Below are 13,029 nucleotides of genomic sequence, written 5' to 3' on the forward strand. Positions count from 1 at the left end.
GCCTCGGGCGACGGACAGAGTACCCGGGAGGCCGTCCGTCCGGGCCGCGACCACGCCGTGACCTGGCCGTGACCTGGCCACCACACTGACGGCCGAGGTTCACCATCCGTTAACTCACCCCCTGAGGCCGCTTCACCTGTTCTGCCTAATTTCAGCCTTACTGGGAGCGAGTCGGGGCTTGATACCGGCCCGCTCACACAAGCGCCGCTCAACAGTGCGCATCACCCATCTCGCGCGCCGTCCCCACCGGCGGCAACTGGAAGGAACTCCCGAAAGTGAAGCAGCTTCAGCGCAAGAACCGGCTTCGCGCCGTCGCCGCCGGTGCCCTCGCTGTCTCCAGCGCCCTGGTCCTCACCGCCTGTGGCTCGGACGACAACTCCGGCGGCGGTGGCAGCAAGGACGCCAAGGCCAGCAACATCAAGTGCGACGGCAAGGGCAACCTGCTGGCCTCCGGCTCCTCGGCGCAGAAGAACGCCATGGACCTGTGGGTCAAGAACTACGGTGCCGCCTGCAAGGACACCAAGATCAACTACAAGGCCACCGGCTCCGGTGCGGGTGTTCAGGAGTTCCTCCAGGGCAAGACCGCCTTCGCCGGTTCCGACTCGGCCCTGAAGCCCGACGAGATCAAGAACTCCAAGAAGGTCTGCACGGGCGGCCAGGGCATCGACCTGCCGATGGTCGGCGGCCCGATCGCGATCGGCTTCAACGTCCCCGGTGTGGACAAGCTGGTCCTCGACGCCGACACCCTCGCCAAGATCTTCGACTCGAAGATCACCAAGTGGGACGACAAGGCGATCAAGAAGCTCAACCCGGACGCCAAGCTCCCGAGCCTGAAGATCCAGGCGTTCCACCGCTCCGACGAGTCGGGCACCACCGACAACCTCACCAAGTACTTCAAGGCCGCCGCCCCCTCGGCGTGGCCGCACGAGCCGGGCAAGGCGTGGGAGGGCAAGGGCGGCCAGTCGGCCGACGGCTCCTCCGGTGTCTCCTCCCAGGTGAAGCAGGTCTCCGGCGCGATCTCCTACTTCGAGCTGTCCTACGCGACCGCCAACAGCATCAAGACCGTGGACCTCAACACCGGCGCCTCCGCCCCGGTCCAGGCCACCGTCGAGAACGCCACCAAGGCCATCTCCGAGGCCAAGATCAAGGGCACCGGCAAGGACCTGGCCCTGGACCTGGCGTACGACACCAAGGCGGACGGGGCCTACCCGATCACCCTGGTCACCTACGAGATCGCCTGTGACAAGGGCAACAAGCCGGGCACTCTCGCCGCCACCAAGTCCTTCCTGAACTACGTCGCGAGCGAGGACGGCCAGACCTCTCTCAAGGAGCTCGGCTACGCCTCGCTCCCGACCGAGATCGCCACGAAGGTCCGCGAGACCGTCAAGAGCATCTCCTGACCCGAATGCGGCCGGCTCCGCTGCGTGAACGCGCGGCGGAGCCGGCCGCATCGTCCGGTGCACCGCCGCACGCAGGAGCCGGTCCCGATCGGCCCCGCAGACCGGAGAACCCATGAAAACGGACATAGAACCCACACACACGCCCGCCGGGTCACCACCCCGGGTCAAGACCCGCTCCACGGGCCGCGCCGGTGACAAGATCTTCCTCGCGCTCTCCCGGGGATCCGGCATCACCCTGCTGGTGATCATGGCGGCCATCGCGGCCTTCCTCTCCTACCGCGCCGCCATCGCGATCTCCAAGGACGAGGCGAACTTCCTCACCGCCTTCGAGTGGAACACCGGCACCGAGCCGATGAAGTTCGGCATCGCCGTCCTCGCCTACGGCACGGTCGTCAGCTCGATCATCGCGATGGTCATCGCGGTCCCGGTCGCGGTCGGCATCGCGCTGTTCATCTCGCACTACGCCCCGCGCCGGCTGGCCACCCCGGTGGCGTACGTCATCGATCTGCTCGCCGCCGTCCCCAGCATCGTCTACGGCCTGTGGGGCGCGCTGTTCCTGGTGCCGCATCTGACCGGGCTGTACACCTGGCTCGACACGTACCTGGGCTGGACCGGGATCTTCAGCTACCAGGGCGGCGCCGCGCGCTCCCTGTTCACCGTCGGCATCCTGCTGGCGATCATGATCCTGCCGATCGTCACCAGCGTGAGCCGCGAGGTGTTCCGGCAGGTCCCGAAGATGCACGAGGAAGCCGCGCTGGCGCTCGGCGCCACCCGCTGGGAAGTCGTCCGGATGGCGGTTCTCCCCTTCGGCCGCTCCGGCATCATCAGCGCTTCCATGCTCGGCCTCGGCCGTGCGCTGGGCGAGACCATGGCGGTCGCCACCGTGCTGTCCCCCAGCTACCTGATCAACGCCAGCCTGCTGGACCCGGGCGGCGGCACCTTCGCCCAGAACATCGCCAGCCACTTCAAGGAAGCGAACGACAACGGCCGTGACGCGCTGATCGCCTCCGGTCTGGTGCTGTTCGTCATCACCCTGCTGGTGAACGGCGCCGCGCGAATGATCATCGCCCGGCGCAAGGAGTACTCGGGGGCCGCGGCATGAGCAACGCGACGATCACCAAGAACGAGGCGGGCGCCTCGTCCCTCCGTCAGGCCCGGCTGCCGCGCTGGACGCTCCCGGTCCTGGTCGTGGTCTCGGCCGCGGCGGGCGCGGGCATCGGCACCGCCGCGGGCCTCGGCAACACCCTCCAATGGGGCCTGATCGCGGCCGTGCTGTTCATTCTCGGCACCTACGGCCTCGCCGCCGCGGTCGAAGGCGGCCGCCAGGCCAAGGACCGGCTGGCCACCAGCCTGGTCTGGGTCTGCTTCGTACTCGCCGTCGTCCCGCTGGTCTCGCTGATCTGGGAGACCGTCGACCGCGGCAAGACCGTGCTCGACGGCTACTTCCTGGGCCACTCCATGGAGGGTGTGCAGACGATCCTGCCCGGCGGTGGCGTGTACCACGCGATCATCGGCACCCTGGAGCAGGTCGGCATCGCCACCCTCATCGCCGCCCCGATCGGTCTGCTGACCGCCATCTACCTGGTGGAGTACGGCCGCGGGCGGCTGGCGAAGGCCGTGACGTTCTTCGTCGACGTGATGACCGGTATCCCCTCGATCGTGGCCGGTCTGTTCATCCTCAGCTTCTGGATCATCATTCTGGGCTTCAGCTACTCCGGTTTCGCCGGCGCGATGGCGCTGGCCATCCTGATGATGCCGGTGGTCGTCCGCTCGACCGAGGAGATGCTCAAGCTCGTCCCGAACGAGCTGCGCGAGGCTTCGCTCGCGCTCGGCGTGCCCAAGTGGCGCACCATCCTCAAGGTGGTGCTGCCCACCGCCATCGGCGGGATCACCACGGGTGTGATGCTCGCGGTCGCCCGTATCGCGGGTGAGTCCGCGCCCATCGTGCTGCTGGTCTTCGGCGCCGCCGGGATCAACAACAACCCGTTCGACGGTGCCCAGTCCTCGCTGCCCTACTACATCTACGAGCAGTGGCAGCTCGGCAACGAGGCGTCCTTCAACCGGGCTTGGGCCGCGGCACTCGTGCTCATCGCCTTCGTCATGATCCTGAACCTGGTCGCCCGCGGTATCGCCCGCTGGAAGGCCCCGAAGACCGGCCGCTGAGGCCACGAAGAAGAGAAGTGATTCACATGGCCAAGCGCATCGACGTCAGCGGCCTGACCGCCTACTACGGAAGCCACAAGGCCATCGAGGACATCTCGATGACCGTCGAGCCCCGCTCGGTGACCGCCTTCATCGGCCCCTCCGGCTGCGGCAAGTCCACCTTTCTGCGCACCCTGAACCGGATGCACGAGGTCACCCCCGGCGGCCGGGTCGAGGGCAAGGTGATGCTCGACGACGAGAACCTCTACGGCTCCGGTGTCGACCCGGTCTCCGTCCGGCGCACCGTCGGCATGGTCTTCCAGCGCCCGAACCCGTTCCCGACGATGTCCATCTTCGAGAACGTCGCGGCCGGGCTGAAGCTCAACGGCTCGTACAAGAAGAGCGAGCTGGCGGACATCGTCGAGCGGTCCCTCAAGGGCGCCAACCTCTGGAACGAGGTCAAGGACCGGCTGAACAAGCCGGGCGCCGGGCTCTCCGGCGGTCAGCAGCAGCGACTGTGCATCGCCCGCGCCATCGCGGTCGAGCCCGACGTGCTGCTGATGGACGAGCCCTGCTCGGCGCTGGACCCGATCTCCACCCTCGCCATCGAGGACCTGATCGGCGACCTCAAGGAGCGCTTCACGATCGTCATCGTGACGCACAACATGCAGCAGGCGGCGCGCGTCTCGGACCGTACGGCCTTCTTCAACCTGGCGGGCGTCGGCCAGCCCGGCAAGCTCATCGAGATCGACGAGACCGCTCGGATCTTCTCCAACCCGTCGGTGCAGGCGACCGAGGACTACATCTCGGGCCGCTTCGGCTGACCCACGACCCCTCGCGATCCGGCGAGGAGGAAGGCGTCCTGCGGTGCTGCATGGCGGTGCCACCGCATGACGAAAGGCCCGCCCCTGGCTCCCGGGGGCGGGCCTCCTATGTGCGCGGCGCGGGCCGGCGGGCCCGTATGGCGAAGCCCGCGGGACGTGGCTGACAACGCCCGCGGGCCGCGAGGGATTCGGCCGTCAGCCGAAGGCCAGATTCACGATCCAGTAGCTGCCCGCCGCCACACCGGCGGCCGCGGGCATGGTGATGAACCAGCCGAGGATGATGTTCTTCGCAACGCCCCAGCGCACCGCGCTGATGCGCTTGGTGGCGCCCACGCCCATGATCGCCGAGGTGATCACATGGGTGGTGGAGATCGGCGCGTTGAACATGAACGACGCGCTGTACATGACGGACGCCGCCGTGGTCTCGGCCGCGAACCCCTGCGGCGGGTCCAGCTCGATGATCCGGCGGCCCAGCGTGCGCATGATGCGCCAGCCGCCCGCGTAGGTGCCCAGCGAGAGCATCGCGGCACAGGCGATCTTCACCCACACCGGAATCGGATCGCCCTGGTCCTCGACACCGGCGATGACCAGGGCCATCACCACAACACCCATGGTCTTCTGGGCGTCCTGGAGACCGTGGCCCAGCGCCATGCCCGCCGCCGAGACGGTCTGGGCTATCCGGAAGCCGCGCTTGGCCTTGTGCGGGTTGGCCTTACGGAAGATCCAGAGGATGATCACCATCACGAAGTAGCCCAGCACCAGGCCGACGATCGGCGAGATCACCATCGGGATGACGATCTTCTCCAGCACGCCGTCCCAGTGGACCGTGCTGGCACCGGCCAGCGCCGCGCCCACCAGACCGCCGAACAGAGCGTGCGAGGAAGAGGACGGCAGCCCGAAGTACCAGGTCACCATGTTCCAGGTGATCGCACCCACCAGTCCGGCGAACAGGATCATCATGCCCTGTTTGCCCGTCGGGGTGGCGATCAGGCCCTCACTGACGGTTTTGGCGACCCCACTGCCCAGGAAGGCACCGGCGAGGTTCATCACCGCGGCCATCGCCAGCGCCGCCCGCGGGGTCAGCGCGCGGGTGGAGACCGAGGTCGCGATGGCGTTCGCGGAGTCGTGGAAGCCGTTGGTATAGGTGAAGAAGAGCGCGACCGCAATGGTCACGACAAGCGCGAAGGTGTCCATGCCGGGGCTCAGGACTCCTTGACGGCGATGGTCTCGACCGTATTGGCCACATGCTCGAAGGCGTCAGCCGCCTCCTCGAGCACATCCACGATCTGCTTGAGCTTGAGCACCTCGATGGCGTCGTACTTGCCGTTGAAGAGGTGGGCCAGCAGCTTGCGGTGGATCTGGTCCGCCTGGTTCTCCAGCCGGTTGACCTCGATCCAGTACTCGGTGAGGTTGGTCATGGTGCGCAGGTTCGGCATCGCCTCCGCGGTCAGCTCCGCCGCCCGCGCCAGCACCTCGATCTGCTGCTCCACACCCTTGGGCAGCTCCTCGACCTGGTAGAGAACGACCAGGTCGACGGCCTCCTCCATGAAGTCCATGATGTCGTCGAGGGACGAGGCCAGCCGGTAGATGTCCTCGCGGTCGAACGGCGTGATGAAGGAGGAGTTCAGCTGATGGAAGATCGCGTGGGTGGCGTCGTCTCCCGCGTGCTCCGCGGCCCTCATCCGCTCCGAGATCTCGGCACGAGCGGCGGAGTCCGCCCCGAGCAATTCCATCAGGAGCTTGGAGCCGGTCACGATGTTGTCCGCGGAAGCGGCGAACATGTCGTAAAAGCTCGTCTCCCTGGGGGTCAGACGAAAGCGCACTGGGGATCCTCGGGATGCAGCGGATGGGGACTCGACGATGCTAGGCGCATCTTCCGGCCACGGTAACCGGCGGTCCCAGTGTCGCCCATCAGGGAGAGTGCTCTTCACAGGGGCCTGGATCGGCCGGAAAACCCGGTACCATATACCCAGTGGGGGTATATGGGGACATAGCGTGAACAACGGGAGGACTCCATGACGACCACGGCAGCCGACACCGGCTCGCCCCTCGAGGGCGGGACCGGTGGCGAGGCGTCCGACCAGGCGTCGGGACCGGCTCCCGAGAGCCACGGCGGCCATGGGTACGCCAAGCAGAAGGACCAGCACCTCAAGCGGCTGCGCCGGATCGAGGGCCAGGTCAGGGGCTTGCAGCGGATGGTGGAAGAGGACGTCTACTGCATCGACATACTCACCCAGGTCTCGGCGAGCACCAAGGCGCTTCAGTCCTTCGCCCTCCAGCTGCTGGAGGAGCATCTGCGCCACTGCGTCGCCAGCGCGGCCGTGGAGAGCGCCGCACAGGGCGAGACCGAGGGCGGGAGCGAGGTCGACGCCAAGGTGGCCGAGGCCACAGCGGCCATCGCCCGGCTGCTGCGGACCTGACCGGGGCGGCCGGGGCGGCCGGGGCGGCCTCCGGTACGACCGTTCCAACCTGGCGCTTCGCCGGAGCCCTGGCCCATCGGCGGGCCGCCGCGGGCCGCACCGCACCCTCGCCGGCCGGAGCGCTCCGCGCCCGCCGGCCAGGCCCTGTCCTGCCGATCCTCGCGGGCCCGCGAGGATCGGCACCGCGCCTCGCCGCGTTGTCGGGATCGTCCGAGTACGCCCAGTACGAGGACGACCCTCCTGCGATCCTCCCCCAGCTACCGCTGGGAGGGCCCCCTCACCAGACGCCGCGGGCTGATCCACGAAGATCGACAGGACAGGACCTAGGCGGTGACTTCTCTCACCCGGCGTCCGGGACCTCGGCTTCCGGATCCTGCTCCGCACCCGGATCCCGGTCGGCACCCCGGTCGCTCCGGGGGCTGTCGGCCTTGGCACGCTCGGCCGAATCTGATCGGTCGGCCGCCACCCGGAGAACCTCGTCGATACGGTCCGTACTGAGCCTGTCCTCGTCCGCGCTCGACGCAGCGATCATCAACTCACCGTAGAGATCGATCTCGACGAGGGCCACGGGGTCCGGGCCCGACGAGCCGCGACGCGCAACCACGTGTTTCACCTCCTCCTGCGAGCACCTGCGAGCACTTTCGAGCAGCGGCTTCCCAGCGTAGGGATCGGTACACACTCCGCGCATGGCACGGATGGGCCATTTCGAAGGGCAGAGCGGGCCCCTCCGACTACTTCTGAGGCGATCCGACCTTCCCTGTGTAGATATCCGCGGGCTTGGGCAGCTCGACCAGGGCTGGTGCCCCGAAGTCGTACAGCTCGGTGGTGGAGGACACCCCCACCTCGCTGCGGGTGGCGCCCTGCGCCTGGGCCGCGTCCCGGCCGCTGGCCTGGCTGCCCACGGTGAAGCGGTGGCGCACCTCACGCAGCCGCCCGAGGCCGTCGAGATACGCGTCGAAGGCGACCGTGCCCTCGTCGAACCCCCTGGCCGCGGCGGTCAGCGCACCGCGCGCCCCCTCCGACGCCATCCGCGCGGCGCGGCCGATGTCGGTGGTGCCGCGGTAGTGGCGCACCAGGGCCCCGTCGAGCCCCTCCTCGCCCACCAGGCTCGCCTTCCGCACCCCGCGCAGCAGTTCGGCGGCGGCCAGCGGGTCCGTGGCCCCTCCGGTGACCAGATTGCCGTCCGGAATGTCGGTGGTGTCCACCCGTACCCATTTGTCGCTGGGGATGCCCGCACCGCGATTGCGCATGAAGAGCGCTCCGGAGGCGAGGAGTTCGGTGATCGGCGCATGCTCGGCGTCCCCCATCGCGTCGCGCGGCAGCAGCAGCCGCAGCCGCCCCCGCCGCTTCTCGAAGTCGTACGACCCGGCGCCCCGAATGGACACGCGGGTGCCGCCCGTGGCCGTCTCCATGGTCGTACGGACCCGTGAACTGCCCTCGCGGACCAGGACGTCCGCCGCCCGCCGCAGCACCGCGACCGCGGTGTCGTCCGGGGCGACACCGCCGGGGCGCTCATCGGCCACCGTCTCGGAGGAACAGCCGCTGACCGTCGCCAGGAGCGCGGCCAGCAGACCGCCCGCCACGACCCCGGCGACCGCTCTCACCCGTCTCCGTACGCCGAGTCCGCGCTGCTGGAACTCCATCGACCGCCGACCCCCTGGCCACGCTCGTCCATGCTTGGTACTTGTTCGTTTAACGATCCGGTCGGGCGGCCCGTCACGGCCCGGTAGCGTGGTCATGTGCTCGACTCAGGTGACACGGGCCCCGGCGCGGACGACGACGGCCCGGGCGACATAGCCACCGACGGCCCCCTCACGTCCACCGTGGAACGGGGTTCCTTCTGCCTCGCCCGCTGCACCTGCGGCTGGTCCGGCCCCGCTCGTCGCGCCCGCGGGCTGGCGCGCGACGACGCGGCCGCGCATACGACGTCCCGTCACTCCGCGCCGGGCTTGCTCTGACGACGACGTTCCGCCGCGTCCCCTGACGGCGGCTTCCCCCGGCTTCCCCTCGACCACCCGCCTCACGGCTCACGGCTGTCCCACCGGCTCCCTGTTGATGGCCGGTTGACGGCCGAATCGTCGAACTCCCGCCCGGACAAACGGAACCACCCCACCCGGCCCTCCCTCTGACCAAGTGACCGGGCCCGCTGAGCGGCGACCCGGTCCGCGTTTCGGACACAGGTCGACAGGGAGGGGACACCGCCATGAACCGGCGGAAACTGCTGGCAGCGGGCACCGGACTCACGGTGACGGCCGGCTGGGCCACCGCATGCAGCAACGATTCCGGACGGGCCGCCTCCTCCCGTTCCACCTCCGGGGCGGACGTCCGCTCCGCCGCCGCCTCCGGCCGCCCCGGCGCCCTCGCCGGAACGGCGCGGGCCGCGGACTGGAACGCGCTGGGCAGGGACCTCAAGGGCGATCTGGTGCGCCCCGGCGACTCCGACTTCACCTCGGCCCGGCGGCTGTACAACACCCGGTTCGACCATCTGCGTCCGGCCGGTGTCGCCTATATAGAGAACAACACCGACATCGCCACCTGTCTGGCCTTCGCCCGGCGCCACAACACCCCGGTGGCCATCCGCAACGGCGGCCACAGCTATGCCGGATGGTCCAGCGGCGACGGCCGTCTGATCATCGATGTCTCCGCGCTGCGCTCGATCCGCACCACCTCGGGCGAGGCCCGGATCGGCGGCGGCGCCAAGCTCATCGACATCTACACCACGCTCGGCGCCCGCGGTGTCACCGTCCCCGGCGGCTCCTGCCCCACGGTGGGCATCTCCGGTCTGACGCTGGGCGGCGGCCATGGTGTGGTCTCCCGGGCGTTCGGGCTGACCTCGGACAGCCTCATCGGCGCGAAGATCGTCACCGCGGACGGCAAGACGCTGGACGTCTCCAAGAACCGCGAGGCCGATCTGTTCTGGGCCCTGCGCGGTGCCGGGAACGGCAACTTCGGCGTCGTCACCGAACTCCGCTTCCGCACCCACCAGACCCACGACGGCGTCACCGCGTACATGTCGTGGCCATGGTCGAAGGCAGCGAAGGTGCTGAGCGCCTGGCAGAAGTGGGGCCCGGACCAGCCGGACGAAATATGGTCCTCGCTGCATCTGTCCGCCACCCCCGGCCACACCCCCACCGTCTCCGTCAGCTGCTTCTCGCTCGGCACCTACGGCGACCTCCAGAACGCCGTGGACCGGCTGGCCGACGGACCGGGCGGCCCCGGCCCGGCCACCCGGGTCACCCTGCGCCGCCGCGGCTACGTCGAGGCGATGCGGATGTACGCGGGCTGTAGCGAGACCTCGACCACCAAGTGCCATCTGCCCGGCGGCCACCCCGGCCAGAGCGGCTCCGGGGTGCTCCAGCGCGAGACCTACGCGGCGCGCTCGGACTTCTACGACCGCTCGCTGAGCGCGGCGGGCGTCCGCGCGATGATCGACCAGGTCGAGCGGTTCGGACGGCGCACCAGTGGCGGTGGCGCGGTCAGCATCGCGCTCACCGCGCTGGGCGGGGCGGTGAACCGCGTATCGGCCCAGAGCACCGCGTTCGTCCACCGGCGCTCGCGCTTCCTCGCGCAGTACACCGGCTCCTGGGGGGCGGGCGGCTCGGGCGACGCACAGAACTCCTGGCTGGCCAGTACGCACTCGGCAATGCGGCGGTACGCCTCGGGTGCGGCGTACCAGAACTACACCGACGCGTCCCTGAGGGACTGGCGGAAGGCGTACTACGGATCCGCCGCGGACCGGCTGACCCAGCTGAAGAAGCGTTACGACCCGGACCGGCTCTTCGACTTCCCGCAGGCGCTGTAGCGCCCGTACACCGGCCGAACACGTCAAAAGGCCCGGGAGGAATGGCGAATTCCAGGGGTCGTAGCAACACAGTGATCAACTGGCTGTCGCCAGGAGCTTAGCGAGGCGCTCGGCTGGGGTTTCCCAGTCGAGCGTTTTGCGTGGGCGACTGTTGAGTTCGGCGGCGACGGTGTCGAGGTCGTCCCGGCTGTGTCGGGACAGGTCGGTGCCCTTGGGGAAGTACTGCCGCAGCAGGCCATTGGTGTTCTCGTTCGAGCCGCGTTGCCAGGGGCTGCCCGGATCGCAGAAGTAGACCGGGATGTCGGTGGCGAGGCTGAAGGAGTGATGGGCGGCCATCTCGGCACCCTGGTCCCAGGTCAGAGACCGCTTCAGGTGGGGCGGCAGGGTCTGGACGGTGTCGGCCAGCGCCTGGCGGACGGCCGATGCTGCGTGGCCGTTCGGGAGGTGGACCAGCATGAGGTAGCGGGTGCTGCGTTCGACGAGTGTGGCGATGGCTGAGCGGGAGTTGCTGCCGACGATGAGATCGCCTTCCCAGTGGCCGGGGACAGCCCGGTCAGCCACTTCGGCGGGCCGCTCGCTGATCATCGCCATGGGGTGCGGGAATCGCTGTCTGCGGCGGGCGGAGTGGCGGTGGGGCTTGCGGACGGCTCGTCCGGTCCGCAGTGCGCGGGTCAGCTCGCGTCGGAGTTCACCGCGGCCTTGGACGTAGAGGGCCTGGTAGATCGTCTCGTGGACCACGTGCATCTCCGGCCGGTCACGGAACTGTCTGCGCAGAGCCTGGCAGATCTGCTCCGGGCTCCACCGCCGGGCCAGGTGGTCCTGGATGAAGTCGCGCAGCTCGGGGTTCTGCCCGATCTTGGCTGGCTTGGGCCTCGGTCGGCGCTTGTCCGCCCGGCGCTGGGCGGCGTGCGGCCGGTAGTACCAACGACCGTCGGGGAGGGTGGTCCGGTTTCGACGGATCTCCCGGCTGATGGTTGAGGGGCTGCGGCCGAGCTCGGCCGCGATCGTCCGGACGGTGGCCTTTTCCCGCAGCCGGTCGGCTATGTGGATGCGGTCGGCCTCACGCAGGTAGCGCGAGGGGCCGGCTGACCCCTCAGCCACGGGAACGAGGTGAGGCGGCACCACCCCGGTGATAGGTAGTGCCGCCTTTTGATGGCGGTACGCACTGCGGCCGTTACGCCATCGCCTGCCGGTCTTCGAGTTGATGCCGACGATCCGGCAGGCGTCCTCATAGGGGGTTCCTTGATCCACAAGCCGAAGGTATTCCTCCCGCTCCCGGACCAACTGCTTCCGGCCCTGCGGTTTCCGGTCGTCCCGGATCTTGAAGTCCATCGCACCCCTGAAGTGGGGTGTTGCGACGACCACTAGAACTCAAGTTCATCCGCCGGGCCTTTTGACGTGTGTACGTCGGGTGCCAGGTCCTGTCCGGTGGGTCTTTGAGGAACAGCCCGCGACGTCTGGTGCCGTACATCGCAAGGCGGACGATCGCCCTCGTACTGGGCGTACTCGGGCGCCTTTCGACAACGCAGCCGGGGGCACCTCCCAGCGTTAGCTGGGGGCGCGGTGCCAGGCGTCGCGGGCCTGATAAGACCCGCCGGACAGGGCCTAGGCCGCGAGGTCCTTGCTGCCGCGCTCGCCGCCCGGCGACCGGCGCTCGGGCACCTCCGGCAGCCCTTCACCGGCCGCGGATCCGAGGGCGTGGGCGGCGCGGCCGTCCCGTACCAGCCAGCCCGCGCGGGAGCCCGCGATGGCGGTCGTCAGCGGGGTGAGCAGCATCATCGCCAGCGGCGCCAGCAGCAGGGTGACCGCCGTGCCCAGCGCGAACCCGCCGACCACATCCGTGGGGTAGTGCACGCCCATGTAGACCCGGCAGAAGCCTTCGAGCAGCGCCAGCGCTATGGCGCCCACCCCGAAGGCGCGGTGGGCCATGAAGATGCCGACGGCGATGGCCATGGTCAGCGTCGCGTGATCGCTGACGAAGGAGTAGTCGGTCTTGCCCGCGACCAGGACGTCGAGTCCCTGATGGTCCTTGAAGGGGCGGGGCCGCTGGACGATGCCCCGGATGGGAATGTTGGCCAGCAGCGCGAGTCCGGCCGCCAGCGGCGCCCATATCAGCCCCGCGACGGCGGACGGCGCCTCCTGCGGACGCTTGCGCACGCTCCACCAGGCGCCGAGGGCCACCAGGACCAGCCCGATGACGATCCCGTACTCGCCGACGAACTCCATGACGCGGTCGAACCAGTGGGGGGCGTCCTTCGCGAGTCCGTTGATGTCGTAGAGCAGGCTGACATCGGGGTTCGACCCGTCCTGTGCGAGTCCAGCCATGTGCCGTGGCCCCTTATCTCTTGCCTGTTGCTACATGCCGTTGACGGCCCCCGTGGTGGTGACGACCGGTGGCCGCCGTGACCGGTGCCGGAGAACCGGCCCCCCGTCCACGTCGG

The 13,029-nt window shown here is 69.1% G+C and carries 13 protein-coding genes; 7 read left to right on the plus strand and 6 right to left on the minus strand.

The window, feature by feature from the left end:
* Positions 1-275: 275 nt before the first annotated feature.
* From pstS to pstB, 4 genes are all read left to right on the plus strand, one after another.
* Positions 276-1,400: a phosphate ABC transporter substrate-binding protein PstS gene (pstS, locus tag AC4BEG_RS15260; protein WP_490706424.1), complete on the plus strand. Its 1,125-nt coding sequence runs from the start codon at positions 276-278 to the stop codon at positions 1,398-1,400.
* Between the two features lie 112 nt (positions 1,401-1,512).
* Positions 1,513-2,502 carry a phosphate ABC transporter permease subunit PstC gene (pstC, locus tag AC4BEG_RS15265; RefSeq protein ID WP_490706425.1) on the plus strand — a complete coding sequence of 330 codons (990 nt, stop codon included), beginning with the start codon at positions 1,513-1,515 and terminating at the stop codon, positions 2,500-2,502.
* Positions 2,499-3,563, plus strand: coding sequence for a phosphate ABC transporter permease PstA (pstA, locus tag AC4BEG_RS15270; RefSeq protein WP_490706426.1), 1,065 nt, complete (start codon positions 2,499-2,501; stop codon positions 3,561-3,563). The genes pstC and pstA overlap by 4 nt, the downstream gene beginning before the upstream one ends.
* 26 nt (positions 3,564-3,589) lie before the next feature.
* Entirely contained in the window at positions 3,590-4,366 is a 777-nt protein-coding gene (gene pstB / locus AC4BEG_RS15275) for a phosphate ABC transporter ATP-binding protein PstB (RefSeq protein WP_490706427.1), read from the plus strand.
* A 195-nt stretch (positions 4,367-4,561) separates the two neighbouring features.
* Here pstB and AC4BEG_RS15280 read toward each other — a convergent pair whose 3' ends face one another.
* The gene (locus AC4BEG_RS15280) at positions 4,562-5,560 is read right to left on the minus strand and encodes an inorganic phosphate transporter (RefSeq protein ID WP_490706428.1); all 999 of its coding nucleotides are present in this window, start codon (positions 5,558-5,560) and stop codon (positions 4,562-4,564) included.
* 8 nt (positions 5,561-5,568) lie between these two features.
* Positions 5,569-6,189 (minus strand): DUF47 domain-containing protein, encoded by a 621-nt coding sequence (locus AC4BEG_RS15285; protein WP_201881320.1) that lies wholly within the window; start codon positions 6,187-6,189, stop codon positions 5,569-5,571.
* 192 nt (positions 6,190-6,381) lie between these two features.
* Between AC4BEG_RS15285 and AC4BEG_RS15290 the strand changes: the two genes are divergently transcribed.
* On the plus strand, positions 6,382-6,786 hold the full coding sequence (locus tag AC4BEG_RS15290; RefSeq protein WP_490706429.1) for a metal-sensitive transcriptional regulator: 405 nt from the start codon (positions 6,382-6,384) through the stop codon (positions 6,784-6,786).
* A 340-nt stretch (positions 6,787-7,126) separates the two neighbouring features.
* Here AC4BEG_RS15290 and AC4BEG_RS15295 read toward each other — a convergent pair whose 3' ends face one another.
* A complete protein-coding gene (locus AC4BEG_RS15295; protein WP_490707351.1) occupies positions 7,127-7,390 on the minus strand; it encodes a hypothetical protein in 264 nt (87 codons plus the stop codon).
* 127 nt (positions 7,391-7,517) lie between these two features.
* Positions 7,518-8,429 carry an SCO4651 family lipoprotein gene (locus AC4BEG_RS15300; protein ID WP_490706430.1) on the minus strand — a complete coding sequence of 304 codons (912 nt, stop codon included), beginning with the start codon at positions 8,427-8,429 and terminating at the stop codon, positions 7,518-7,520.
* A 96-nt stretch (positions 8,430-8,525) separates the two neighbouring features.
* Here AC4BEG_RS15300 and AC4BEG_RS15305 point away from each other — a divergent pair, with 96 nt between their 5' ends.
* Entirely contained in the window at positions 8,526-8,744 is a 219-nt protein-coding gene (locus AC4BEG_RS15305; protein ID WP_490706431.1) for a hypothetical protein, read from the plus strand.
* Between the two features lie 245 nt (positions 8,745-8,989).
* Positions 8,990-10,588: an FAD-binding oxidoreductase gene (locus AC4BEG_RS15310; protein ID WP_490706432.1), complete on the plus strand. Its 1,599-nt coding sequence runs from the start codon at positions 8,990-8,992 to the stop codon at positions 10,586-10,588.
* Between the two features lie 75 nt (positions 10,589-10,663).
* On the opposite strand, the gene AC4BEG_RS15315 is transcribed toward AC4BEG_RS15310, so the two are convergent.
* Both AC4BEG_RS15315 and AC4BEG_RS15320 read right to left on the minus strand, forming a co-directional pair.
* Positions 10,664-11,920 (minus strand): IS30 family transposase, encoded by a 1,257-nt coding sequence (locus AC4BEG_RS15315; protein WP_490701638.1) that lies wholly within the window; start codon positions 11,918-11,920, stop codon positions 10,664-10,666.
* A gap of 273 nt (positions 11,921-12,193) precedes the next feature.
* Entirely contained in the window at positions 12,194-12,913 is a 720-nt protein-coding gene (locus AC4BEG_RS15320; RefSeq protein WP_490706433.1) for a phosphatase PAP2 family protein, read from the minus strand.
* Between the last annotated feature and the right edge of the window lie 116 nt (positions 12,914-13,029).

This window comes from Streptomyces sp. JLBJ103, from assembly GCF_058215575.1.

Coding starts and splice junctions, on each gene's coding strand:
- pstC (WP_490706425.1), top strand. CDS start 1,513: ATGAAAACGGACATAGAACCCACACACACGCCCGCCGGGTCACCACCC.
- pstA (WP_490706426.1), top strand. CDS start 2,499: ATGAGCAACGCGACGATCACCAAGAACGAGGCGGGCGCCTCGTCCCTC.
- pstB (WP_490706427.1), top strand. CDS start 3,590: ATGGCCAAGCGCATCGACGTCAGCGGCCTGACCGCCTACTACGGAAGC.
- AC4BEG_RS15280 (WP_490706428.1), bottom strand. CDS start 5,560: ATGGACACCTTCGCGCTTGTCGTGACCATTGCGGTCGCGCTCTTCTTC.
- AC4BEG_RS15290 (WP_490706429.1), top strand. CDS start 6,382: ATGACGACCACGGCAGCCGACACCGGCTCGCCCCTCGAGGGCGGGACC.
- AC4BEG_RS15300 (WP_490706430.1), bottom strand. CDS start 8,429: ATGGAGTTCCAGCAGCGCGGACTCGGCGTACGGAGACGGGTGAGAGCG.
- AC4BEG_RS15310 (WP_490706432.1), top strand. CDS start 8,990: ATGAACCGGCGGAAACTGCTGGCAGCGGGCACCGGACTCACGGTGACG.
- AC4BEG_RS15315 (WP_490701638.1), bottom strand. CDS start 11,920: ATGGACTTCAAGATCCGGGACGACCGGAAACCGCAGGGCCGGAAGCAG.
- AC4BEG_RS15320 (WP_490706433.1), bottom strand. CDS start 12,913: ATGGCTGGACTCGCACAGGACGGGTCGAACCCCGATGTCAGCCTGCTC.